25 protein-coding genes are annotated in these 24,592 nt (G+C 64.8%); 15 read left to right on the top strand and 10 right to left on the bottom strand.

From position 1 onward, the window contains the following. Positions 1-1,149 carry a LuxR C-terminal-related transcriptional regulator gene (locus ORI27_RS18920; protein ID WP_265998542.1) on the top strand — a complete coding sequence of 383 codons (1,149 nt, stop codon included), beginning with the start codon at positions 1-3 and terminating at the stop codon, positions 1,147-1,149. 22 nt (positions 1,150-1,171) lie between these two features. Here ORI27_RS18920 and ORI27_RS18915 read toward each other — a convergent pair whose 3' ends face one another. After that, entirely contained in the window at positions 1,172-2,278 is a 1,107-nt protein-coding gene (locus tag ORI27_RS18915) for an NDMA-dependent alcohol dehydrogenase (RefSeq protein ID WP_265998543.1), read from the bottom strand. 97 nt (positions 2,279-2,375) lie between these two features. Then, positions 2,376-3,290 (bottom strand): 1,4-dihydroxy-2-naphthoyl-CoA synthase, encoded by a 915-nt coding sequence (locus ORI27_RS18910; RefSeq protein ID WP_265998544.1) that lies wholly within the window; start codon positions 3,288-3,290, stop codon positions 2,376-2,378. A gap of 131 nt (positions 3,291-3,421) precedes the next feature. Between ORI27_RS18910 and ORI27_RS18905 the strand changes: the two genes are divergently transcribed. The 3 genes from ORI27_RS18905 to ORI27_RS18895 all read left to right on the top strand — a co-directional run bounded on the left by ORI27_RS18905 (position 3,422) and on the right by ORI27_RS18895 (position 6,022). Continuing rightward, positions 3,422-3,634, top strand: coding sequence for a ferredoxin (locus tag ORI27_RS18905; RefSeq protein WP_265998545.1), 213 nt, complete (start codon positions 3,422-3,424; stop codon positions 3,632-3,634). Positions 3,635-3,827: 193 nt separating this feature from the next. Next, positions 3,828-4,652 carry a response regulator transcription factor gene (locus tag ORI27_RS18900; protein ID WP_265998546.1) on the top strand — a complete coding sequence of 275 codons (825 nt, stop codon included), beginning with the start codon at positions 3,828-3,830 and terminating at the stop codon, positions 4,650-4,652. A gap of 98 nt (positions 4,653-4,750) precedes the next feature. Then, positions 4,751-6,022 (top strand): cytochrome P450, encoded by a 1,272-nt coding sequence (locus ORI27_RS18895; protein WP_265998547.1) that lies wholly within the window; start codon positions 4,751-4,753, stop codon positions 6,020-6,022. 15 nt (positions 6,023-6,037) lie between these two features. Here the strand turns inward: ORI27_RS18895 and ORI27_RS18890 are convergent, their stop codons facing one another. The 4 genes from ORI27_RS18890 to ORI27_RS18875 all read right to left on the bottom strand — a co-directional run bounded on the left by ORI27_RS18890 (position 6,038) and on the right by ORI27_RS18875 (position 8,874). Further along, positions 6,038-6,766: a hypothetical protein gene (locus ORI27_RS18890; protein WP_265998548.1), complete on the bottom strand. Its 729-nt coding sequence runs from the start codon at positions 6,764-6,766 to the stop codon at positions 6,038-6,040. Positions 6,767-6,799: 33 nt separating this feature from the next. After that, positions 6,800-7,066 (bottom strand): cytochrome C oxidase subunit IV family protein, encoded by a 267-nt coding sequence (locus ORI27_RS18885; protein WP_265998594.1) that lies wholly within the window; start codon positions 7,064-7,066, stop codon positions 6,800-6,802. After that, positions 7,066-7,659, bottom strand: a complete 594-nt coding sequence (locus ORI27_RS18880; RefSeq protein WP_265998549.1) for a cytochrome c oxidase subunit 3 family protein — start codon at positions 7,657-7,659, stop codon at positions 7,066-7,068. Before ORI27_RS18880 ends, ORI27_RS18885 begins: the two co-directional genes overlap by 1 nt. 102 nt (positions 7,660-7,761) lie before the next feature. After that, a complete protein-coding gene (locus ORI27_RS18875; protein WP_265998550.1) occupies positions 7,762-8,874 on the bottom strand; it encodes a LuxR C-terminal-related transcriptional regulator in 1,113 nt (370 codons plus the stop codon). Positions 8,875-9,022: 148 nt separating this feature from the next. On the opposite strand from ORI27_RS18875, the gene ORI27_RS18870 reads away from it, so the two are divergent. Both ORI27_RS18870 and ORI27_RS18865 read left to right on the top strand, forming a co-directional pair. Next, positions 9,023-10,273, top strand: a complete 1,251-nt coding sequence (locus ORI27_RS18870) for a cytochrome P450 (RefSeq protein WP_265998551.1) — start codon at positions 9,023-9,025, stop codon at positions 10,271-10,273. Positions 10,274-10,461: 188 nt separating this feature from the next. After that, positions 10,462-10,995 (top strand): TetR/AcrR family transcriptional regulator, encoded by a 534-nt coding sequence (locus ORI27_RS18865; protein WP_265998595.1) that lies wholly within the window; start codon positions 10,462-10,464, stop codon positions 10,993-10,995. A 10-nt stretch (positions 10,996-11,005) separates the two neighbouring features. On the opposite strand, the gene ORI27_RS18860 is transcribed toward ORI27_RS18865, so the two are convergent. Beyond that, positions 11,006-11,860 (bottom strand): hypothetical protein, encoded by an 855-nt coding sequence (locus ORI27_RS18860; RefSeq protein ID WP_265998552.1) that lies wholly within the window; start codon positions 11,858-11,860, stop codon positions 11,006-11,008. 113 nt (positions 11,861-11,973) lie between these two features. Between ORI27_RS18860 and ORI27_RS18855 the strand changes: the two genes are divergently transcribed. Next, positions 11,974-13,011, top strand: coding sequence for an LLM class F420-dependent oxidoreductase (locus ORI27_RS18855; protein WP_265998553.1), 1,038 nt, complete (start codon positions 11,974-11,976; stop codon positions 13,009-13,011). Here the strand turns inward: ORI27_RS18855 and ORI27_RS18850 are convergent. Next, complete coding sequence (locus tag ORI27_RS18850) at positions 13,008-14,258, bottom strand: acyl-CoA dehydrogenase family protein (RefSeq protein ID WP_265998554.1); 1,251 nt, start codon at positions 14,256-14,258, stop codon at positions 13,008-13,010. The genes ORI27_RS18855 and ORI27_RS18850 overlap by 4 nt on opposite strands. A 208-nt stretch (positions 14,259-14,466) precedes the next feature. Between ORI27_RS18850 and ORI27_RS18845 the strand changes: the two genes are divergently transcribed. From ORI27_RS18845 to ORI27_RS18820, 6 genes are read left to right on the top strand one after another with little or no spacing between them, the layout of a single operon-like run. Then, a complete protein-coding gene (locus ORI27_RS18845) occupies positions 14,467-14,919 on the top strand; it encodes a nuclear transport factor 2 family protein (protein WP_265998555.1) in 453 nt (150 codons plus the stop codon). A 12-nt stretch (positions 14,920-14,931) separates the two neighbouring features. Beyond that, a complete protein-coding gene (locus ORI27_RS18840; RefSeq protein ID WP_265998556.1) occupies positions 14,932-15,435 on the top strand; it encodes a ketosteroid isomerase-related protein in 504 nt (167 codons plus the stop codon). A 17-nt stretch (positions 15,436-15,452) separates the two neighbouring features. Continuing rightward, positions 15,453-17,024, top strand: coding sequence for an acyl-CoA synthetase (locus ORI27_RS18835; protein WP_265998596.1), 1,572 nt, complete (start codon positions 15,453-15,455; stop codon positions 17,022-17,024). A gap of 15 nt (positions 17,025-17,039) precedes the next feature. Continuing rightward, positions 17,040-18,542 (top strand): aldehyde dehydrogenase family protein, encoded by a 1,503-nt coding sequence (locus tag ORI27_RS18830; RefSeq protein ID WP_265998557.1) that lies wholly within the window; start codon positions 17,040-17,042, stop codon positions 18,540-18,542. 10 nt (positions 18,543-18,552) lie between these two features. After that, positions 18,553-19,008, top strand: a complete 456-nt coding sequence (locus ORI27_RS18825) for a hypothetical protein (RefSeq protein WP_265998558.1) — start codon at positions 18,553-18,555, stop codon at positions 19,006-19,008. Continuing rightward, entirely contained in the window at positions 19,005-19,502 is a 498-nt protein-coding gene (locus ORI27_RS18820; protein WP_265998559.1) for a flavin reductase family protein, read from the top strand. Before ORI27_RS18825 ends, ORI27_RS18820 begins: the two co-directional genes overlap by 4 nt. A gap of 2 nt (positions 19,503-19,504) precedes the next feature. Here ORI27_RS18820 and ORI27_RS18815 read toward each other — a convergent pair whose 3' ends face one another. Both ORI27_RS18815 and ORI27_RS18810 read right to left on the bottom strand, forming a co-directional pair. After that, positions 19,505-20,674: a helix-turn-helix transcriptional regulator gene (locus ORI27_RS18815; RefSeq protein WP_265998560.1), complete on the bottom strand. Its 1,170-nt coding sequence runs from the start codon at positions 20,672-20,674 to the stop codon at positions 19,505-19,507. Beyond that, on the bottom strand, positions 20,671-21,624 hold the full coding sequence (locus ORI27_RS18810) for a helix-turn-helix transcriptional regulator (protein WP_265998561.1): 954 nt from the start codon (positions 21,622-21,624) through the stop codon (positions 20,671-20,673). The genes ORI27_RS18815 and ORI27_RS18810 overlap by 4 nt, the downstream gene beginning before the upstream one ends. A gap of 275 nt (positions 21,625-21,899) precedes the next feature. Here ORI27_RS18810 and ORI27_RS18805 point away from each other — a divergent pair, with 275 nt between their 5' ends. Further along, complete coding sequence (locus ORI27_RS18805) at positions 21,900-22,823, top strand: NAD(P)H-dependent flavin oxidoreductase (RefSeq protein ID WP_265998562.1); 924 nt, start codon at positions 21,900-21,902, stop codon at positions 22,821-22,823. 165 nt (positions 22,824-22,988) lie between these two features. Next, positions 22,989-24,590 carry an acyl-CoA carboxylase subunit beta gene (locus ORI27_RS18800; protein WP_407666362.1) on the top strand — a complete coding sequence of 534 codons (1,602 nt, stop codon included), beginning with the start codon at positions 22,989-22,991 and terminating at the stop codon, positions 24,588-24,590. The last annotated feature ends 2 nt before the right edge of the window (positions 24,591-24,592 follow it).

The following is a 24,592-nucleotide window of genomic DNA, read 5'->3' as shown; positions in this document are numbered from 1 at the left end:
ATGGCTGTCAAGCAACGGCAGACGGATGACCGGGAATGTCTCGAACGAACCCGCGAGGTTGTCAGCGCCGCAGCGGCCCTGCTCAGTGACGACAACCTGGCGGTACCGGCCGACGCGGATCTGGACGCCGGCGACAGCGCGCTGGCATTCGCACGCGCAGCTTTGGCCGGATGGCTGGCAGACCATCCGGGTCAGCCCGCCGAGACCCGCGGGGCCGCATTGATGCTCGACTCGGTGGCAGCACAGGCGAATGTCAAAGACGCCCTGCTCCAGCGGCGGGCCGATGTCGCGACAGGCGCCAGGGAGGCCGTCTCCGCCCTGCGAAACGCACCCTCGGCCAGCGCGCTGGCCGAACGCGCGCCCATCGAGGTGCGACGCATCGGCTTCCACCGGGCGTTGTTCTCCCGCATCGAGCAGGGGACCTGGCTGGCCCGTTCCGGTTTCGCGATCGACGATCCGGAGTTCGGCGGAGCGCTGGTCGAAGTCGGACGGGCCCATCCCCGGCGGCTCAACGGGCCGCTACTGGAAAGCGAGATGGTTCGCCGGGGTTCGCCGATGGTGATCTCCGATGCGCAGACGAACCCGCGTGTGCACGCCGAGTTCATCAGATTCACCGGTACCACAAGCTATGTCGCGGCCCCGGTCCTCGCCTGGGGCGAGCCGGTCGCGATGATCCACGCCGACCGCGACGTCGACAGCGAGGTCGACGAGTTCGACCGCTGCATTCTGGGTACCTATGCCGAAGGCCTGGGTCTGGCCATCGAGCGTGCGCAGTTGATGGAGCGGTTGCAGGCGGTTCGACGGGTCACGTCAGACTATATGGCCGGCGTGCGGGCGATCGCCGACGACTTCACAGTTGACGTAGTGGACACCGCCGCGTTGGGTCTCGAGCCCGCCGGTGAGCCAGTGCGGTTGGCGGCATTGATCGACGAGCGTGGCGAGCATCTGACGGCGCGCGAGTGGGACGTGTTACGAAACTTGGCATCCGGCAAGACAAATGCCCAGATCGCGACCGGGCTGTTCGTCACCGAAGGCACGGTCAAGTCACACGTCAAGCACATCCTTCGCAAACTCGGCGCCACCAACCGCACCGAGGCGGTAGCCCGCTACCACCGGATGATCTCGACTTCCGGAGCGAACGCGGGCTGAGCCCACACTCCCGCATTCCAGGTTAGTACCGGATGAGACCGCGGATGTTTCGGCCCTCGAGCATGTCGGTATACCCCTTGTTGATGTCCTCCAGCGTGTACTCCCGGGTGACCAGTTCGTCGAGCTTGAGCTCCCCGAGGTTATACATCTCGAGGTAACGTGGGATGTCGTGGCGCGGGTTCGACGAGCCGAACAGCGAACCGTGGACGGACTTCTCGTACAGGGTCAGCTCGAACAACGACCCGCCCATGGTCAGGTCGGTGGGATGGCCGATAGCGGTGACGACCACCCTTCCGCGTTTACCGACGAGGCTCAAACCCTCAGCCACATAGGCGCTTTCGGCAACGTCTGTGGTGATGATACAGGCGTCTGCCATTGTTCCGCGGGTCAGATCAGTGATGAGCGCCAACGCCTCGGGAACATCGGACACCGCATGGGTGGCGCCGAAGATCTTGGCCTGCTCGCGTTTGTACTCGACCGGATCGATCGCCACGATGTGGCGAGCGCCGGCGCTCTTGGCGCCCTGCAGCGCGTTGGCGCCGATGCCGCCGATACCCATGATGGCCACCGCGTCACCCGGACGGATACCGGCGGTTTTCACCACGCTCCCGAATCCGGTGGGAACACAGCAGCCGATGACCGCCGCGCGGTCCAACTTCGTGTTCGGATCGACCTTGACCACGGAGGCCATCGGGACCACGGTGTACTCGGAGAACGTGCCCAGCAGACACATCTGACCGAGATCCCTTCCCTTTGCGTGGAAGCGGTAGCTGCCGTCGAGTTGTGGGCCCTGGATGATGTGCGCGCCGAGATCACACAGGTTCGTCATGCCACGAGCGCAGTACGAGCACTTGCCGCAGGCGGGAAGGAAACTGAGCACCACCGCATCGCCGACGGCGACATCGGTGACCCCGGGCCCGACTTCGGCGACCACTCCGGCCCCCTCGTGGCCACCCACGTACGGCAATCCGACCGGGATGTCGCCGGTGACCAGATGGTAGTCGGAATGACACAACCCGCTGGCGGTGAGCTTGACCATCACCTCGCCCGCGTTCGGCGGGTCGAGTTCGACCTCGTCGACCTCCCACTTGCCGCCGAGTTCCCACAGGACCGCAGCCTTCGTCCGCATGGCGCACCTTTCCTAGATCGCTGCCCTTATCGTGACGTCCGAAGCCACGCCAGCGCATCTTCCAAAGGGGTCAAATCTGCGGGTCGCAGGTATCCCTTCAGAAGTAGCGGGGGAATCGGCTCCAGTCCGGGTCGCGCTTCTCCAGGAAGGCATCGCGGCCCTCGACGGCCTCGTCGGTCATATAGGCCAACCGGGTCGCCTCACTGGCGAAGATCTGCTGTCCGACCAGGCCGTCGTCGAGCAGATTGAAGGCGAACTTCAGCATTCGCTGCGCCTGCGGCGACTTCCCGTTGATCTTCTCGGCCCAGTGCAGGCCGACGTTCTCCAGGTCGGTGTGGTCGACGACCCGGTTGACCGCACCCATCCGGTACATCTCCTCGGCTGTGTACGGATCGCCGAGGAAGAAAATCTCACGGGCGAACTTCTGGCCCACCTGTTTTGCGAGATAGGCACTTCCGTAGCCGCCGTCGAAGCTGCCGACGTCGGCGTCGGTCTGCTTGAACCGGGCGTGCTCGCGGCTTGCCAGGGTCAGATCGCAGGTGACGTGCAGGCTGTGACCGCCGCCGGCGGCCCAGCCGTTCACCAAGCAGATCACCACCTTGGGCATGAACCGAATGAGTCGCTGGACTTCCATGATGTGCAGCCGTCCCGCGCGAGCCACGTCGACGGTGTCGGCGGTCTCCCCCGCGGCGTACTGATATCCGCTGCGGCCGCGGATGCGTTGATCACCGCCGGAGCAGAACGCCCAGCCGCCGTCTTTCGGTGAGGGGCCGTTCCCGGTGAGCAGCACGACTCCAACCTCCGGCCACATCCGCGCGTGGTCAAGTGCGCGGTAGAGCTCGTCGACACTGTGCGGCCGGAATGCATTGCGCACCTCGGGCCGGTCGAAGGCCACCCGGACCGTCGGCTGAGGTACGCCGTCGCGGACGTGACGGTGGTAAGTGATGTCGGTGAGGTCCTCGAAGCCGTCGACGGGCTGCCACAGGGACGGGTCAAATGGGTTGTCGGGCATGCGCGTCATGGTAAATCCATGCGCCGCAGCTGCCCCTTCCGGTATGCAAAGACCACTCTTTCGACGTCTGGCGTCCGGTTTCCACCAGTGCTGTGCTATGGGTGGCGGACTGGCCCGACGAAGGAGTGGACGTGGCCCAAGGATGTCGAATCGTCTTCAACCGGAGCACCTGCTCGGGCATCGGTCTGTGCGAGATGCATGCCCCGGACTACTTCGAGATCGCCGACCACGGTGATGGACTCATGACCCCGCGGACCCTGACGGTGGATGCCGAGCACCGCGAGATGGTGGAGCATGCCGCGTCGAGTTGTCCCACCGCGTCGATAACCCTCGTCGATCTCTGAAGGCCCACGCGCCTCGGCTGGGTAGCACAGGAGTTACCCCTGTCGGGAGATGCGCCTAGCACAGGAGGCGCCTAGCGTTGATGCCGTGGTAGCCCCCCGCCGAGCGGAGCCGGCCCACCCCGACCCGAGGGTCGGGGTGCCCCGGGCATCTCGAGCCACTGCCACCAAAGAGGCGCTGGCGCGGTTGCGAACCGTGACCAGCAATAGCGACCTGGCCGACCGCATCCCCGTGGAGCTGTGCGAAGCCGGTTTCGGCCGGGTGCTCTTCTCCCTGATTCGGCGAAACACCTGGCTGGTACGGTCTGCGCACACCACCGACGACACCCAATTGGCGGCGAGACTGCTCGAAGTCGGACGAGCGCACCCGCGCCGGTTATGCCGCCCGCTGCCCGAGAGTGCGATGCTGCTCACCAAAGAGCCCATCCTGGTCGACCATCCCCTCTCCGATCCCCGGGTGAACACCCGACTGGTCGACGTCGTCCAGTCCCACGCGTATGTCGCTGCAGCAGTGCATATCTGGGAGACTCCGGTGGCTCTGCTGCACGCGGATGTGACTACCGACATCGGTGACGTCGGGCCGGGGGATCGAGACGTTCTGGGTGTGTTCGCCGAGGGCCTCGGAGCGATCATGGAACGCAACATCGCCCTCGAGCGGGTACAGGCATTCCACAACGGCGCCAAGACGCACCTCCGGCTTCTCGATTCGATCACCAACCTGCTCGCTGAGATTCCTGATGCGCCCGCGACAGCCGGAGTGCCCGATCCTTCGCCGTTCGAGTCCCCGGATGCCGAAGACATCGCTGCGCTATTGACGCGCCGAGAGGTTCAGGTACTCAACCTGCTGGCCGCCGGGAAGACGAACGCAGAGATCGGGGCGCGGCTGTTCATCTCCGAGGGGACGGTCAAGTCCCACATGAGACACATCATGGAGAAGTTGGGGGCGGCCAACCGCACCGAAGCCGTCGCGCTTTACCGTGAACGGACCCAGGGTCATCCCCCCTCTGGCACAGAAACTTGACCCCATAAGCCGATGTGGCGACAGTCACATCGTTCGTAGCCTCGGTTCGACGAATGCCCGGCCGACCCCGGGGGGCACCACAGAGTTGAGGAACCGAAATGACCGCGTCGACTGAGGAAATGGACACCCGTCTGAACTCCCTGGAGTTCTGGGCCAAGCCGCGGACCTACCGTCACGAGGCGTTCAAGTGGCTGCGCGACAACAAGCCGATCAGCTGGAGCGAACCGCCCGACTCCCTGGATCCCAACCTCCAGAATGCCAAGGGGTTCTGGTCGATCGTCAAGCATGCGCACCTGCGTGAAGTCTCCCGCAACGTCGAGGTGTTCAGCTCCGCTGAGGGCGTGTTCATCGACGATTTCCCCCAGCTCGAAACCATGCTGTCGTTCATCGTGACCGACCCGCCCCGGCATACCGAGATGCGCAATATCGTCACCGTCGCGTTCACCCCCCGCAACATCCGCAAGATGACGGACAAGATCGCCGGTATCGTCCGGGGCATCGTCGACAACGCCGCACCGCTTGGCGAGGGCGACCTGTGCGAGCTGATCACCAAAGAGGTTCCCGGGCAGGTCTTCTGCTCCATGCTGGGTATCATCGACAAGGACCAGATCCAATACACGATGGACGCCGCCGAGCAGTTCGCCTGCTGGAACGATCCGGAATACGCTCACATCGGATCGCCGCTGATGGTCTTCGCCGACGCCTCGATGAAGCTCGCGACCCTGGCCAACGAACTCGTTCCCGAGCGGATGAAGAATCCTGGCGACGATCTTCTCAGCTGGGTCGCCCAGGCACAGTATGAGGGAAACAAGCTGTCCCAAGACGAGGTCGGGGTTTTCTTCGCTCTACTGGCGGCCGGAGCCAATGACACCACTCGCCACGCCATGGCCAGCGCTCTGGACCTCTTCCAGCGCCACCCTGACCAATTGGCATATCTGATGGCGGATTTCGACGGCCGGGTGGACGACGCAGTTAACGAGGTGCTGCGCATGGAGCCGCCGCTGATGCACTTCCGGCGCACCGCCACCCGCGACTATCAACTCGGCGATATCACTTTCAAGGCGGGCGACAAGGTCGTCATGTGGTACATCGCGAGCAACCGCGACGAGGACGTCTTCGAGAATTCGATGACGATGGACATCAGCCGCGACGAGAAGCACAACCCGCATCAGTCCTTCGGCGCCGGCGGCCCGCACTACTGCCTGGGCCACATCCTCGGCCGCGAAGTGCTCAAAGCGCAGATGCGCGAGATCTATCACCGGATGCCGAATCTGGAGGTCGGCGAGCCCGACCTGCTGCTGTCGAACTTCATGAACGGCACCAAGCGGCTGCCCGCAACCTGGACTCCGGAGAAGAAGAAACCGTCCTGACCGTTCGGCTCGCGATCACGCCGTCGATTCGACGGGCTGCGTCTGGTTCGGCGAACGCTTGAGTTCTTGCACCATGAACCAGGTCGTGCCGCAGAGATAGGCACCCCAGACCGCCACAGGCATGTAGAACGCCAGCAGTCCGTGGTAGGCGAACGGCCCGCTCTTGAAGAAGGCCGGCCCCGCGGCGGTGAAGATCGACAGCGCGCCGGCCAGGGTCAGCCAGGTGAACCAGCGCGGGATCATCGGCTGCGGCCGGTCATCGATCAACTCGACGATGCCGGTGGCGGCCATCTCGATGGACAGGTAAATCCAGCCCAGCAGGAACGCGAACCACGCCCAGTCATACCAGGATTGGACGACATCGGCGCCGAATTCGGGCCGGTAGGCGGCGACAATCCACGCACAGCAGTTGAAGAAGACGATCAACGAGATGAACACACCGCAGACCGCGGTGGTGTAGGACCACAGCGGATGACGGCCCTCGATCCTGGAGAGCAGGATGCCGAAGGCGATCGAGCCGGGCGTCAGTAGCCCCGCCGCGATGTAGAACAGAGTGCAGCCCACGATCACTCCCCACCGGTGACTCTCGGTGAACCACACCTTGGTGGCGTCCAATCCGAGGTCGGCGCGCGCGGGCATGATGAAGTGAGCAATACCGAGCCAGCCGATCGCCGTCAATGCGACGAATATCCAGTTGCACCACAGCCCGAATTTGAGTGAGCTCTGCCTTTCGATGGTCGCCATGAACATGCCTTTCTTTCAGAGGTGCTGACCGATTCAGGTGGTGAGAAACCAGAAGCCGAGAATCAGCCCGGTGAGGACGACAATCCACGCTTCGAAGACCGCCCGGACGAGAACCGGGGCGTCTCGCAACTCCATGAAGTCCAGCATCACGAACCGGACCTTCGTCGCGGCCATCAGGAAGATGCCGGTGACTGCGGCGGCGGGGGCGACGACATCCTTGGACAGGATCCATGTCGTCAGAACAGTAAGCGCCATCAGCCCAAGCCACACCGCGGTGACGCGCTCCCGCAGCATCCACATCACGTGGCCGCCTTCATCAGGTACAGCAGCGGGAACAACACGATCCACACGTAGTCCACCAAATGCCAAAAGACGGCCACGGATTCGGGCAACTCGGCGTTGTCGCGGCCGTACAGTCCGCGGCGCGAGCGGAGCCAGACGAAGCTCAGCAACGCTATGCCCATAACCACATGCAGCAGGTGGATTCCAGTGAGGGTGAAGTACCACATGTAGAAGGAGTTGGTGGCCGGTGTGATGCCGTGAGCGATCGTGCCGGCGTACTCGACCGCCTTGGAGGCCACAAACAGCACCCCGGTCAACGCACCGGCGAGCAGGAACCTCGACACGCGTTCGGTCTGATCCTGTTTGAGGGCCTGGATCGCCATGGCGACAAGCCAGGAACTCGTCAACAGGATGAGGGTGTCGACACCACCGAGGTCCGCGTTCAGGGTCTGCCGGGACGCTTCGAATATCCCGGGGTCGTGGCGGCGCTCGGCCATGAAGCTTGCGAACAGGATCGCGAAGACGACCGAGTCGGCCCCGATCAGAACCCAGATGCCGTCGAGGCCGGTCAGCCTGCGCGTGCGGTCCGACAGGGCGGCCAGCTGAGTCACCTTCGGATCGTCGCCCGGCCGGGCACAGGTCACAACGCCCCAAGGGACAGCATCGCTATCCCTTCCGAGAGACACGCCCCTAGGCGCTACGCCACATCGCCGTCACGCTCGGTCGGACTGATACAACATCGAAACCGCTTCGACCCGGTTGCCGGCACGCAGCTTACGCAGCACGTGCTTCACGTGCTGCTTGACGGTGCCCTCCGAGATCACGAGTTGCTCAGCGATTTTGGAGTTGGTCAGACCGTCGGCCATGAGCTCGAGAATCTGTCCTTCGCGGGCGGTCAGTAGGCCGCGAACCGAAGACGTCGCCTGCATCGTGACCCGTGTGGCGCGGGGAAAGTCGGTGCGGTGCTCAGAAGACGGCTGCCCAAGGGTGAATTCGCGCGCGCTGGCACCACCGTCGAGGCACCCATTGGCGACGTTGCGAAGCTCGTCGCCTACGGCGCGAAGTTGTTCAGCAACACGTGCTCGGCCGAGCGCAAGCTGGAGAGCTGTTGCGTATGTGGACAACGCTTCCCGATCCGCCGAGTCCGGATCCCGACCCTGGATGTAGCAGTCACCATGTAACAGGCCGACGACCCGGTTACCCGAGATGATCGGCGCCGCAACATAGGAATTCGATCGGGAGGCCTCGGCGATCGGCCGGTGCACTCGTGGATCTCGTTGTACGTCCGTCACGATCATCGACTCCCGGCGACGTACCATCTCGGTCTCCGGCAAGCCTGGCACCAGCGGCTGCGGCCGTTCCTGACCGACGCGGTTGATCTCCTCAGCCCAGGTCACATCGTCGACGACGTAGGCGGCCTCCGACGTCCACACTCCGTCGACGATCCGGGAAAAGATTCCGCGATCGAATCCGAGGTGACCGATCAGCCGGGGTCCGAGGTTGACCAGTTCCGCAACGGTCGAAGGCGCGGACTCCAGACGTTTCAGCGCCTCCCCCAGCATTCGGGGTGCGCGGGCAGAGCGCACCAGGGCGTCATCGGCGAGGGTCAGTCGGCGCAGCAGTTGCAGCACCGTTCCGGCTTGCGACTTGTCGTCGAGAAGGTCGGCCAGCGCAGCCCAGGCACCGTCGACGATAGCCCGCGCATCGGCCGGATTCAGCCGCCACCGCGGATCGGACGTGTCGGCGACCGAACGCAATCCGTCCAGTACCGCGCGCAGGCCCTCCTCGTCCCCGGCCTTCCCGGTGCGAGCGTCCCTTCCCTGCATCGCGCCATGGTACGTCGGCACAGCCCGGCTGATCGGCGGCTCCGAATATCCCGATCGGGTCAGGAAAACATTCCGTGGGCGGTATTCACCCCGCGATTTGCCCGCATGTTGGATTAGTGCTGGGTGCCACAGACGACAGGAGCGCCACATGACAGTACCGATCATGGACCCGGCCGCACGCGTACTGGCCGAGCCCAGGGCCTATTCCGACGAATCGCGACTGTTGGAGGCGCTGGCCCATCTGCGTGCGCACGCCCCGGTGTCCTGGGTGGACGTGCCGCCGTACGCACCATTCTGGGCTATCACCAAACATGACGACATCATGGACATCGAGCGGCAGAACGATCTGTTCACCAACGACCCGCGCCCGTTCCTCGAGGTCGCCGAGTTCGACGAGAAGCAGCGCGCCGAGCGCGAGGCCGGGGTCGGTCTGCGGACCCTGATCCACACCGATGACCCGCACCACCGCGACCTGCGCAAGATCGGCGCCGACTGGTTCAAACCCTCGGCCCTGAAGGCGTTGAAGATCCGTTGCGACGAACTGGCCAAGATCTGGGTCGACAGGATGGCCGAGACGGGTCCCGAACTCGACTTCGCCCGCGACATCGCGGTCAACTATCCGCTCTACCTGATCCTGACGCTGCTGGGCATGCCGGAGTCCGACTTCGGCTTCATGCTCAAACTCACTCAAGAATTGTTCGGCCAGAACGATGAGGAGATGCAGCGCGACCAGAACCCGGACGCGTTCATGGCCGTGATCATGGACATGTTCGCCTACTTCACCGCGTTGACCGTCGCGCGCCGCGAACACCCGACCGACGATCTGGCCTCGGCGATCGCCAACGCGACGATCAACGGCATGCCGATGTCGGATATGGACACCCTCTCCTACTACGCGATCGTCGCCAGCGCCGGTCATGACACCACCAGCGCGGGCATTGCCGGCGGACTGCTGGCGTTGATTCAGAACCCGGACCAGCTGGCCCGGCTGCAGCAGAATCCGTCATTGATGGGCACCGCGGTGGAGGAGATGATCCGCTGGGTTGTGCCGGTCAAGGAGTTCATGCGCACTGCCCAGGCCGACACCGAGATTCGCGGGGTGCCGATCAGCAAGGGTGAGTCGGTGTTGCTGAGCTACGTCTCGGCCAACCGCGACGAGGACGTCTTCGCCGACCCGAATCGCTTCGACGTCGGGCGCGACCCGAACAAACATTTGTCGTTCGGTTACGGCGTGCACTTCTGCCTGGGTGCGTCATTGGCCCGTATGGAGATGAACAGCTTCTTCACCGAGCTGATCCCGCGGATCCAGTCCGTCGAGTTGTCCGGTGAACCGGAGTTCATCTCGACACTCTTCGTCGGGGGCCTCAAACGTCTCCCGATCCGCATCACGCTGGAATAATCGTCGCCCTGACGGTGGCGTGGCCGCTCGCGCACGGCGATTCACTAGTACCAACGGATATCTTCAGTTCGCCGACGATGCATAATAAACCCCGAGAAACTTCGGAGGTGGGGATCATCGGCGCTGACCCGAGCGGTGGGGTGCGAACCCAGGTGCGTACCCGAGACCCCGAACGCAAGGCCCGCATCATGGCGGCGGCCGCGGATCTCGTTGCACGCAAGGGGTACCACGCGGTGTCGATCGCCGAGATCGGTGCGGCCGCTGGCATCACCGGTTCCGGGGTGTATCGGCATTTCGAGAGCAAGTCGGCGGTCCTCGTCGCGTTGTTCGACCGCGTCATCGACGACCTGCTACGCGAAGAGCAGGAGATCCTCGACGCGACCACCGACCTGCGCCGAGCCCTCGGCGAACTGATCGCCGGCCAGGTCGAATTCGTGGTCGCAGATCGGGAATTGGCGCAGGTCTACCACAACGAGATCAACAATCTTCCCGAAGAGGACCAGCGCCGGTTGCGCCGCAAGCAACGCCTCTATCTCGAGGAGTGGGTGCACCTGGTTGACGAGCTGCGCGACGACCTCAACGATGCCGAGGCACGCACCGTCGTACATGCCGCGATCGGGGCGATCCAGTCGACGCTCTTCCACGGCGTGGGGCTAGCCGAGGATCGCCTGCGACTACTGCTCACCGAGGCGGCCCGCGCGGTGCTGGGCGTCGCCGGCTGAGTCCTCGAAGTCAGCGAACAGCCGGCGAAACCTCGCGCGCGCTGACATCGCCGCGGCCAGAACCCAGTGCCTCATCCGCTGGGGCAGCCGGCAGGAACCTGCTCAGCCCGTACACCACGACGGCGCACAGTGCGATGGACAGGGTAGTCGCGGCCGCCACGAGCCCATCGGTCGGCAGCTCGCCGTCCAGGTGTAACGCGATGATCACCGGCGCGCCGATACCAAAGTTCGCGCCGAAGAAGGTGATCGGGAACACCACGAAGACGCCCAACAGGCCCCAACTCGTCGAGACCTTCCGCCACACCAACACCGCCACCACTGTGAACAGCAGGGTCTGCGTCCCCTCCAACACACCGATGACGGCGGGGTAGTTCCAGATCCGTCCGACGTACGGTCCGTAGTAGGTGTAGACATCGGTTCCGGTCCCGATGACTTCGAACACGGTCGACATCACGATCTCCGCACCCCAGACGAGGAACAGGCCTGCGCGACTCAACCGTCCGTCATAGATGAGTCGGCCGGCGTACAGCGATGCGGCGGCGTACAGGATGACGTAGCCACTGTGCGTCCAAATAGGTTGCACCACACCGAATGCGGAAAAGTGGCTGAACGCCGCACCCGGTGTTCCGTCAGCATGGGCGTCGTAGAACCACAGGTCGAACGCGACATCGTACAGCGGCTCGGCGAAAGCCGCGACGCCGGCTGCCGAAATGGCGATGACATAGAACGGCGTTCGTTGCCGCAGCCCCATCAACACGGCGATGACGAGCATCACCAGGACGATCAACCAGCTCGCCCACATGAAGATGTTCTGCCAGAGCAAATTCAGCGGATGCTGCATCACCGCGTCAGACATGCGACCCATATGACGAATCTATGACCGGGCCCACACCTTCACTGCATCACTCAGGGGGATTTACCTCCCCCCACGGGGTAGTCCGGGCGCCACTTGTGCGGCCGTCGTGCCAGGCTGCAGGCGTGTATGTGGACAGCAACATCGGCGGCAGCATCGATGGAACCGGCGGGGCCGATCTCGCAATTCTCGACGAACAGATCACGGCCGCCGAACGGGTCGGGTTCGACGGCATCTGGTCGACTGAGGTGAGCCGGGATCCGTTCCTCCCCTTGCTGCTTGCCGCGGACAGATCGCGCACCATGCAGCTGGGCACCGCAGTCGCGGTCGCCTTCGCCCGTAACCCGATGACCACAGCGATGGTGGCCAACGACCTCAACACGCTCAGCCGCGGGCGATTCGTACTCGGGCTGGGCTCTCAGATCCAGGCGCACATCGAGCGGCGGTTCAGCATGCCCTGGTCGGCCCCCGCCGACCGGATGCGGGAATACATTCATGCCCTGCACGCGATCTGGGCAAGCTGGCAGTCGGGCGCAAAGCTGGACTTCCGCGGTCAGCACTACCGGCACACCTTGATGACGCCCATGTTCAGCCCGCAGCCCAATCCGTTCGGCTCCCCGAAAGTCATGGTTGCGGCGGTCGGGCCCAAGATGACCGCGGTGGCCGCGGAAGCCGCCGACGGACTGCTGGTACACGGGTTCACCACGGCCCGGTACCTGCGGGACGTGACGATGCCGATAGTCGAGCACGGCATGCGGATCAGCGGGCGCAGCCGAGGCGACTTCACCATCAGCTACCCCGGACTCGTCGTCACAGCCGACGACGAGCACACGTATCTGGAGGCGACGCACCAGGTGCGCAGACAGATCGCCTTCTACGGCGCCACTCCGGCATATCGAGGCGTGCTGGAGCTGCACGGCTGGGACGATCTGCACACTGAACTGCACCGGCTGTCCAAGGCCGGCGACTGGTCCACCATGACGACCCTGGTCGACGACGAGGTGTTGTCCACCTTCGCCGTCACTGGCGAGCCCAAAGAGGTTGGTGCCGAAATTGTCCGGCGCTTCGGCGGTATGGTCGACCGGTTCACCCTGTATACGCCGTACCCCCTCGACGAGGCGGCCCGCGCAGCCGTCGTCGAGGGGGTCAAGGCAGCCGGCTAGGCCTTCGCCGCCGCGTCGGCCGCGGCCGTGTTCAGCAGGAACTCGCCGATGTAGGTCTGAGTCTGGTCGGCGTTGAGCGGCTGGAACATCGACGCCGCCGAGTCGCGGTAGAGCCGCTCGAAGATGGTGCCCTTGCGGAAGGACTCACCGCCGACCATGCTCATCGCCCGCCTGGACATGTGCATGACGTTCTCGGAGGTGAAGGTCTTGGCGATACCAAGGTAGGGGAACCGCAGTTCGGGTTGCCAATCCTTGTCGCGCCCGTTGATCAGGTCCTCGCAGGTCTGGTAGACAACCCGTTTGGACAGCTCGACCCTGCTGGCCATGTCACCGATGCCGTCGATGATGTGACCGACGTTCTTGACCTCGGTATCTGCCGCGACGATCGCCCCGAAGGTGGCACCGAGGTGCTTCTTGGAGAGTTTGGCGACCGACTCCTCCAGAATGCGGTATTGCATGCCGAGATAGATGCTGGCGAACATCAGCGATGCCCATTCCAGTACACCGAATGCCCCTGCGCGCCAGGGTGATACAAAGCCGTCCTCCGGAATGAAGAAGCCGTCGAAATGGATGACCTGGGTGCCGGTGGCGTGCATGCCGAGCGCATTCCAGGTCTTCTCGATGCGCACCCCGTCACCGACGCCGTTCTCGTCGACTTTGAAGTCACCGATGAACAGCTTTTCGGCGGCGACTCGGCCTTCGAAGGTGTCCGGCAGGTTGCCGTCGGCGTCGGTTTCGGTGGCGTTGGTGGTGATGATGTCGGCAGCCTCGCTGAGGGTCCCCCAGGTCTTCTTGCCGTAGAGCTTCCACCCGCCATCGGGCTGTGGCACGGCACGCATGTCGGCCAGGCCGGAGAACCCGGCCCGCTTCTCGGAGAACGGGCCGAACATCAGGTCACCATCGGCGACCCGCCCCATCCAATACTTGTTCTGCTCCTCGGTCATCAGGTTTCCGGCGATCCCCACCATGATGTAGTGCATGTTGTAGGCCAGCGTGATCGCCGAGTCACCGCGTGACATCTCGGAGACAACCTTCGACACGTGCAGGATGTTGCCGCCCGGCCCGCCGAACGCCTTGGGCACCGGCAGCGCACCCAGACCAGATTTCTTGAACACGTCGATCGACGGATAGGCGAAGGTGTTCTCCTGGTCGTACTTCGGGCCGATCTCGCGGAAGACCTGCGAGACTTCCTGCGCCTTGGCGAAGTAGGGGGCGAACTCTTCGTCCGTCATGTCCTGGTTCAGCATTGATCTCTCCATCTCACGTTTGCGCTGACTGAGGCCGATGGTGCTCTCCTCGGCGGATGAGCACACCTCTCACAGGGGGGAACTCGGTCCAACCTCGGGGGATCCCCTCCCCCCTTGGGGCAGTCGGTTTCCTCCCGGGGGAAGTCGCCCCTGGTCGGTGCGGCGCAATAGCGTCGGGATCGTCCCTTCCCCAGCAAGGAGAACCTTCATGAGCCACACTTTCGCCGTCAAATGGCTGAAGGCGTTCCGCGAAAGCGCCGAAGCAGTCGTCGCGCTCTACGCCGACGATTTCCTCTTCGAGGACCCGATCCTCGGCCAAACGATCACCTCCAAGGAGGAACTGCTGCGGGTCTTCGCGCCCTACGCGAACAAAGACACCGAGAACGGCATCGGCATCAACAACTTCCGCATCGACGAGGTGGTCGGTGACGAGAGGGCTGCGATCTATCGCTGGACCTGGCATGCCCCCACCGCCACCGCGTTCGTCGGTGTGCCTACCAACGGCAAGGTCCCGGGCGCGCGCGGCATCACCTTCCACATCTACGACGCCGACGGGCGGATCAAGCGCGAAGAGAGCTTCTGGGACTGCGCCACCGCCGTGCGCGACCTCGGACTGCCCGTCGACCCCACCGCCGTCGCCAAGACACCGGCCCTGGTCTGAGAGGAACTTCATATGAGCCTGGCTACTGAACATGCCGACCGGTGGGTGACCGCCCTGACGTCCGATACCGCGGCCGCGGTTGCGCTCTACGCCGATGACATGGTGTATGACGACCACGCCGATTCCGACCATATGATCGACACCGCCATCACCAAGGCCGAACTCGAGCCGCGGCTGGTCCCGTTCGCCAACACCGACGCCGGCAATGGCGTTGGGACTCACCGCTTCACCGCCACCGAAGCGTTCGAGCTGGCCGGGGTCAACGGCAACCCGGCGGTAGTGATCCTGTGGGATTGGACCGGCGAGGGACTCGCGACCTACCGCGGGGTGCCGACCGGAGGCAAGACCCTGCACACCCGTGGGATCACCTGGCACCAACTCGACGCCGACGGCAAGATCGCGCGTGAGACGACCTATTGGAACGACACCCCGGTACTGCAGGAACTGGGCCTGCCGATCATCACTCCGGAGTACTGGGTGGAGGGGTTCGATCCGGCGGCGCTGGCGTCACAGTGAGCCGGCAGCAACGCGGCATGTGGGGGGTGCTGCCCGATGTTCTGGATCGGGCCTGCACCTACTACGCCGATCAGGCCGCCATCGTCGATGGCGAGCGCACCCTCACCTACCGCGAATTACGCGAGTGGCGCAACAAGATCGCCCACGCGCTCATCGCTTCGGGGGTGCAGAAGGGTGAGCGCGTCGGTCTCTTGATGCCCAACTGTCTGGAGTTCATCCCGAGTCAGCACGGCATCTGGGCCGCCGGCGCGGTGTTGGTCCAGATGCCCACTCGCGCCGCCCCCGACGGGTTTCGCGCCAATCTGGCGCAGACCGACGCCACCACACTGATCTATCACGCCAAGTTCGAAAGCGCGGTCGCGGCGATCCGCGCCGAACTGCCGAAGCTTCAAACCGTGATCAGGATGGGAACCCCCGAGCACGTCGAGGTCGATGCGCTCGACTTCGCCGACGTGGTCGAGCGCCAACCCGACACTCGCCCTGCTGTCGCGATCGACGAGCATGACGAAGCCTACGTCCTGTTCACCTCCGGCAGTACCGGCGAACCCAAGGGTGTGGTGAATTCGCACTTCACCTGGAGTTACTACAGTATCTCGGCCGGACTGGAGATCGGTGATATCGCCTTTGGCGAGGTGTTCGCCCACGGCGCGCCGCTGACTCATTTCTCGCAGATTTTCGTGATGCCGACCTTCATCCGCGGCGGAACCAACGTGATGCTGCCCGGACTGGAGGTCGAGGGCCTGCTGCCGAGCATCGAGCGCCACCGGATCACCGCCACCGCACTGGTGCCTACCATCATCTATCTGCTGCTCGACCATCCCCGCCGCGCCGATTTCGACCTCAGTTCACTGCGGACGGTGATCTACGCCGGTGCTCCGATCGCGCCCGAGCGCCTGCGTGAAGCGCTGGAAGCCTTCGGCCCGATCTTCATCCAGACCTATGCCGGCACCGAACAGGGCTACGTCTCCTGCCTGCGCAAGAACGAACATCGGATCGACGACGAGAAGTGGACCGCCCGACTGGCCTCCGCCGGCAGGCCGATGTTTGCCGTCCAGATCAGCATCCAGGACGACCAGGACCGGCCGCTGCCAGCCGGACAGACCGGCGAAATCTGCTCGCGCCAGCTCGGACAGATGCTGGGCTACCTGGACCCGGCCCGAAACGCCGAGACCGTGCGTGACGGCTGGGTGCACACCGGCGACATCGGCCATCTCGACGAGCGCGGGTTCCTGTACATCGTGGACCGCAAGAAGGACATGGTCGTCAGCGGTGGTTTCAACGTGTTCCCCCGCCAGGTCGAGGACGTGCTGTCCGGCCACCCCGCGGTGGCCCAGAGTGCGGTGATCGGAGTGCCACACCCCAAGTGGGGCGAGTCGGTGCTGGCCGTCGTTGTCGCACGAACAGGCGAGATCACCGGCCCCGCGTTGGAAACCGAACTGATCAACCACGTCAAGGCCGCACTCGGTTCGGTCCCGGCCCCGAAGTCGGTGCTGTTCACCGACGAACTGCCACTCAACCCGGCCGGAAAAGTCGACAAGAAAGCTATCCGCAAGCCCTACTGGCAGGGCCGGACCCGCCAAATCGGTTGACACGAAGGAGCTGTCATGACCAACCACTACTCCATGTACATCGACGGCAAATGGATCGACGCCGAGGAGAATTACGAGATCCGCAGCCCCGCAACCGAAGAGCTTGTCGCGACGGTCTCGAAGGGCACCACCGAGCACGTCGATGCGGCGGTGACAGCGGCCCAGGGCGCGTTCGATGAGGGCACCTGGCGGCGGACCCCGCCCGCCGAGCGGGCCGCGCTGATCAACACCGTGGCCGAGCGGCTGGCCGCCCGCACCGATGAACTCGCCGCGCTGCAGTCCCGCGAGAACGGCGCCACCGTCCGCATCACCGGCGCCCTGCACGTCGGTCTGTCGGTCGGTCAGCTGCAATATCTGGCGGCGATCGCCCAGCAGTACGAGTGGGAAACAACCGGTCCTGCGATCGAGCCGATACCCGCCGCAGGCATCGTCGTGCGTGAGCCGATGGGTGTCGTCGCCGCCATCGTCCCGTGGAACATCCCGCTGCTGACCACGGTCTGGAAGGTGGGTCCCGCGCTCGCCGCCGGCAACTCGGTAGTACTCAAGCCCGATGAACACGCGCCTCTGCTGCCGCTGGAACTGGCCCGCGAATTCGAGGCCGCCGGCCTGCCGCCCGGAGTGCTGAACGTGGTCACCGGTGACGGCGAACCCGTCGGCGCCCATCTGTCCGGACATCCCGGCGTCCGGAAGGTCGCCTTCACCGGGTCAACCGCGGTCGGCAAGAGCATCCTGCGCCAGTCCGCGGACACCGTCCGGCGGGTGACACTCGAACTCGGCGGTAAGGGCGCCAACATCATCCTTGACGACGCCGACATCGACATGGCCGTCGACGGCTCGCTGTTCGCCTGTATGGCCAATAACGGCGAGGCCTGCGAAGCGGGAACCCGCCTGCTGATCCCGTCGGCCCGTCGCGACGAGATCGTCGGAAAGCTGGTAGAGCGGGCGGCCACGCTCAAACTCGGCGACCCCCTCGAGGTGACCACCCATGTCGGACCGATCATCTCGGCCAGCCAGCGGGACCGGATCCTCGACTACTTCCGGATCGCCGAAAACGAAGGGGCCACCGTCGCTCTCGGTGGACAGGCACCGTCGGGCCCGGAATTCGAGAAGGGGTACTGGATCGAGCCGACCATCTTCATCGACGTCACCAATGACATGCGGGTGGCCCGGGAGGAGGTCTTCGGGCCGGTGCTGGTGGTATTGACCTACGACTCGGACGACGAGGCCGTCAAGATCGCCAACGACACCAACTACGGCCTGTCGGCCGGTGTGTGGGGCAGCGACGAGCGCGCTCTGGACGTCGCACGCCGCCTGGCAGCCGGATCGGTGTGGGTGAACAACTGGCACATCATCCATCCGGCCTACCCGTTCGGTGGCTACAAGGAGAGCGGCCTTGGCCGCGAGGGCGGTCCGCATTCGATCGACGAGTACGTCGAAGAAAAGTTCATCGCCTTGGACCGGTCCGGCGGAATCGAGACTAAGGCGTTCGCGATCGTCATCGACCCCGCCCAGAACTGACTGCCGCACCATGTCTGAGGCCGACATCGTCATCGAGCACAACCGCCCGCTGCGTCTCGCGGTGGCCGACGGCGACCTCGTCTGGGATGACCGGGTGCCGGTGGTGCGCGTGCGCGGCGTCGACCTCGGTGACCTCGCGCGCAAGTCCGCCCGCGTACGTCGCGACCAGCCCGATGTCGACGTGGTGGCCGACATCGACGTCGTCATCGCGGCGGAAGCGTGGGCGGCACGAGCGATGACAGACGCCGATTCCTCCGGGACCCGGGAACGGACAATGCTTTACGTCGGCACCCCGACCGGGCTGGCCGGCCTGGTCGCCGACATCCACGCCTTGGGCATCGCCGACGGCGCGGTGTTGATTCCGCGGGGAGCCGGGGTGGCCGAGCTCATCCGTGAGGCGGTGCTGCCGGTTTTGCAGACCATGACGGTACTGCCGGACTTCGGGCCGCAGGCACGTCCAGCATGATGGTCACCGCCGACGGCTACCGCGCAGCGCTGCGCTGCCACCCCGCCGGCGTCGTCGTCATCACGTTGATGTCGCACACCGGACCGGTCGGCTTCACCGCCACCTCGTTTGCCTCACTGTCCGTGGACCCACCTTTGGTGTGTTTCAACATCACCCACACCTCATCCAGCATCGCCGCGTTACGCGCGGCGCGCTCCATCGCGGTGCACCTGCTCAGCGAAAACCAAATCGGACTGGCCCGGCGGTTCTCGGCGAGCGCCGAGCAGCGATTCGCCGATCCCGCGCTGTGGACCACGCTGGACACCGGTGAACCGCTGCTGATCGGCACGCCCACCTGGATGTGCGCCGACATCCACCAGCTGATCCCGGCCGGCGACTCGACCTTGGTGATCGCCGCGGTGACCCGCATCCACCGCGAACCGGCAGATGGCACACCGGCGCCCCTGCTCTACCACAACGGCTCGTACTCGCGGCCCGGGGCACTGGAGAACTGAGGTCAGCGGTCCCGGAGTGCCCAGGCGATCGCCTGCGCGCGGTTGACCGCACCGTACTTGCGCAGGATGTGCTTGACGTGCGACTTGACCGTACCTTCGGTGATCACCAACTGATCGGCGATGGCGTGGTTGGTCGCACCGGTTACCATGAGGTCGAGAACCTCGGCCTCGCGCTCGGTGAGTTGCACCGTATCGGAACCAGTTTCGCCGGGTTCGGTCTCCCGGTCGGCGGCAGACCTGGCAGATTCCATGCCCGCCTCGCACAACGCGTCGATTCGCTCGACCGCACCGAAGAACAATTCCCGCACGTTGTCGCGTTGCGTACGCAGCCGTTCGAGCAGCATCGCTCGCTCGTAGATGTGGCTGAAGCCATCGGCGAAGGCCCACAACACATCTCGGTCGGACTCGTCGACCCGGCGGGGTAACGGGTGGTGGTCGGTATGCAGGAATCCGATCACCTCGTCACCGAGCAGCAAGGGCGCCACGACGTAGGAGCGGGACTGGCCGGCCGCGACAATCAACGGGCGATAGACCGGGGCGTCCGAGGTGTCGTAGACCAGCGAAGGGCGTCGCCGGGAGAGCATCTCAGCCTCTGGGGCGGTGTCGGTGAGCGGGACCCGCTGATTGATCCACGCACTGAACCATGACGTCGCTGTGCTGTCACCACGGTCATGCAATATCAGCGGCTTCCAGCTGCGGCTCTCGACCTTCGACAGGACGGCTCGGTGGAATCCGCAGCGCAAGACGAGTTCTTCGCACGCGCTGTCCACGAGGGCCGACGAAGTGGGCAGGCTACGAAGGCGGGCCAATCCGGCCGCGCAGTCCGCCAGCCGCTGACTACGCATCGCGGTGTCATGCAAGTACCAATCCATCGCGAGATGCTGGAGGTCCAGGATCAGATCGCACAACTTCTGCGCTTCTGCGACATCGCCGGCCGGAGTGCGGCGCAAGCGATCGATGCACGCGTGCGTCAGTGCGGAGGTCATTTCGGCAGCGCGCCACGGCACGTCCCACTCGACGGCAGGAAGGTTCAGCGTCGCACCGAGTTCCGCTTGGGTCCGATCACTCGCAGCTTGCAGACGATCGACCAGCTCGATCTCCCGGGACCACCACTCTGTCCTGGACCGTGCGGTGCTGGACCGAGTGCCGTCACCGGCCAGGGAAACGCTCATCGCGACCACCGTTCGTCGTATCGGGTCTCGCGCAGGTAGCACGCGATGGCCGCGGCCCGGTTACCGACAGCCAGTTTGTGCAGGATGTGTTTGACGTGCGACTTCACCGTGCTCTCAGCCACCGTCAGCCGATCGGCGAGTTGGGAATTGGTTGCTCCGCTGGCCAATAGGGCCAGGACCTCACGCTCACGGCCGGTCAGCCGCGACATGCGCCCCGACTCGCGTACGTCACCACCGCACATCGGTTGCGGTGCAGCACGTTTCGTCGCCACAGCCAACGGGAAGTCGGCCGCCAAGGACGGCGTCTCCGCCGGATCGGTCAGGGCGCGAATTGCATCGGCGCAGACCTCGGCGACAGCGTGGCGCTGTTGCTCAGATCGTTGCGACAGGACCGCCCGCTCATAGGCCACCCCGACTCCTTCGGCGAACAGCCGGAGCAGATCCCTGTCCATCGCGGCCACCGGTGGCGCCCCGACCATTCGATCCGCGTGCAGCAGGCCCACCACCGTCGACATCGCCACCAGCGGCGCCACGACGTAGTCACGGCAGTTCATCCGGCGGACCAGGGGTGCGTATGCGCGCGGTTCACCCAGAGCATCGTTCACCAGTGCCGGCAGCCGCCTGCGCACCACCTCGGCCTCAACCAGCGGGGACGACAGGGGTATGTCGGCGCCCTCGAGGAAGGCATCGATTTCGAGGCTCACCTGCCCATCGAGTCCGCGGCAATAAAGGACCTGGGGTGACCACAGTGAACCACGAACGCTCGAAAGCATCACCCGGTCGAAAACGCCACTGGCGCACAGCTGCCGAGGCGCTGCAGCGATCACGCCGTCCGTGGTGGTTTCGGTGCGCGTGTGTGCGAGAGCGTCCAGCACGGCGCCCAGCGCGCGCGCGCAGCGGTCGTCGGCGCCCTGCACATCCCGCAGGTGCGCGGCGCTGGCCTGGGTCAACGCATCTGCGATCTGCGCCAGGTCGAGCGTGTCGGGTGGGACGCCGGTACCGATGCTGCTGCTCCTTTCACCGCCATCACGGATGCGGTCCGCGGTTAACTAGTTGCCCCATCATTCGTGACCTGCATCACTTTGTCAACCAGCCCTGGGATAGCTTTGACAAGCTGCTGAACTGCATGCTCAGCATTTCGGCGGAGCGATGCCGGTTGACAGATGCGACCCACAGTTAGTTATTCTTGATTCACTAACCGAGCCGCTTGATTCAAGGTTGATCATTGCCCATCTCACCACTGTGGCCGGACCGACTCGCACTGCCCGCGATCGCCGCTCCGATGACCGCCGTCTCGGGTCCCGAGCTGGTCATCGCAGCGTGTCGCGCAGGCGTGATCGGCGCATTCCCCACGCACAACGCGCACAGTCCCGGTGAACTGGACGACTGGCTGACCGATATCGCAGCCCATCTGTCCCCGGCGTCCGCGCCGATGGCCGCAAACCTGGTGGTTCACCGCAGCAACCGCCGGTTAGCCGCGGACCTCGACTGTCTGCAGCGCCACGGGGTCGAACTCGTCATCACCAGCGTCGGATCACCGAAGGCGGTCGTCGCCCCGCTGCACGAAGCCGGAGCGCAGGTCTATGCCGATGTGGCGACCCTGGAACACGCCCACCGCTCGCTGACCGCCGGCGTCGACGGGCTCGTCTTGTTGACCGCCGGCGCGGGCGGCCAAACCGGGTGGGCAAACCCGCTTGCCTTCGTCCGTGCCGTTCGCGCGTTCTACTCGGGCCCCGTGGTGCTCGCCGGCGGTATCACCGACGGCCGTTCGGTCCTGGCGGCCGAGGTTCTCGGCGCGGATCTGGTTTATCTGGGCACCCGATTCATCGCGACATGCGAGAGCCGGGCAGAGCCTGGCTATCGGCAGGCGTTGGTCACATCGACACTTGATGACGTGCGCTTGTCCGCCCGGGTAGGCGGCATTCCCGCAAGCCTGCTCGCATGCTGGCTGGACGCGGCCGAGCAGTCGGCCGAGCAGGGCGGGGGCTTCGATCAGGAGCGACTGCTGTCCAATCGAACCGCCTGGAGCGCCGGCCACAGCGTCTCGGGCGTCTCGGCGGTGACCTCGGCCGCCACCCTGATCGCGACGCTGATCGAACAGTACGGCGCCGCCCGCCGCGACCTCGCGCAATTAGTGATGGGCAACTAGCTTGACCGCCCGCCGACACATAGGCCTACCCCTAGCGGATCGTCTATATCACCAGATAGAGGTGACTATCGGCTTTCCATTTCCATTCTCCGCCTTCTCATTTAGTGTTTCATCGTTCACTATCCGGGTGCGGCCGCATGTGCGCTGCCGCCGCGACAAGGGATTCTGATGCCGGCTCTACGCACGGAGGTCGACACCGCCTCACCCAGCTATCTGGCCAATCTGGACGTCCAGCGGGCCGCCGTCGCCGCGCTCAACGAACAGCTTGAACTCGTGGCCGCCGGTGGTGGCGTGCGGTACGTCCAGCGACATCACGATCGCGGCCGACTGCTGGTCCGGGAACGCATCGAACTCCTCGTCGACCGCGACGCGCCGTTCATGGAACTGTCCGCACTCGCCGCCTGGGGTACCGAATTCAACGTCGGCGCCGCGATCGTCACCGGAATCGGCGTGGTGTCGGGCACCGAGTGCATGATCATCGCCCACGACCCCACGGTCCGGGGCGGCACGATGAACCCGTACACGCTTCGAAAGAACCTGCGGGCGCTGGAGATTGCCCGGGTCAACCGGCTGCCGGTGGTCTACCTCGTCGAGTCGGGCGGTGCCGACCTGCCGACCCAGGCCGAGTTGTTCGTCCCCGCGGGCCGGATCTTTCACGAACTGACCGAATTGTCGGCGATGGGTATACCCAGCATCGCCCTGGTGTTCGGCAACTCCACCGCCGGCGGCGCATACGTGCCGGGCATGTGTGACTATGCGGTGCTGGTCGACCAGCAGGCAAAAGTCTTTCTCGGCGGTCCTCCCCTGGTGAAGATGGCGACCGGCGAAGACGCCGATGACGAGGCACTCGGCGGCGCCGACATGCACACCAGAGTCTCCGGGCTCGGCGACTACTTCGCCGTAGACGAAGTCGACGCCATCCGCATCGGCCGAGACATTGTGACCCATCTGAATTGGCACAAACACGGACCCGGCCCGACCCTTCCCGCCGACGATCCGCTGTTCGATTGCGAGGAGCTGCTGGGAATCGCATCCGGCGATCCCAAGATGCCGTTTGACCCGCGCGAGGTGATCGCCCGCATCGTCGACGGGTCGCGCTTCTCCGAATACAAGCCGCGATGGGGCACCAGCATCGCCACCGGCTGGGCCTCCATCCACGGCTTCGGAGTAGGGATCCTGGCCAACACCCGCGGTGTGTTGTTCTCCGAAGAGTCCAAGAAAGCAACCGAATTCATCCTGTTGGCCAACCAGACCGACACTCCGCTGATTTTTCTGCAGAACGTCACCGGCTACATGGTCGGCACCGAGTACGAGCAGGGCGGGATCATCAAGGATGGCGCCAAGATGATCAACGCGGTCACCAACAGCACCGTCCCACACATCACCGTCAACATGGGCGGTTCGTTCGGCGCCGGCAACTACGGCATGTCGGGGCGCGCCTACGATCCGCGATTCATGTTCAGTTGGCCCAACGCCAAGCTCGCGGTCATGGGGGCCCAGCAGCTCGCGGGCGTCCTGTCCATCGTGGGCAAGGCTGCCGCCGCGGCCGCCGGCCGCGACTTCGACGAGGACGCCGACGCCCAACGCACCACCGAGATCGAGGCACAGATCGAACGGGAGTCACACGCCTTCTACGTATCGGCCCGGATCTACGACGACGGCGTGATCGATCCCCGTGACACCCGATCGGTGCTCGGCATGGCGTTGTCGGCCGCTCATTCCAATGTCGTCGAGGGGCGCCGCGGTTTCGGCGTCTTCAGGATGTGAGG

Origin of the sequence: Mycobacterium pinniadriaticum (assembly GCF_026242045.1) — a bacterium.
Classification (GTDB): Bacteria; Actinomycetota; Actinomycetes; order Mycobacteriales; family Mycobacteriaceae; genus Mycobacterium; species Mycobacterium pinniadriaticum.
Note: the sequence above shows the minus strand (reverse complement) of the source record. Positions and strands in the feature narration are given on the sequence as shown.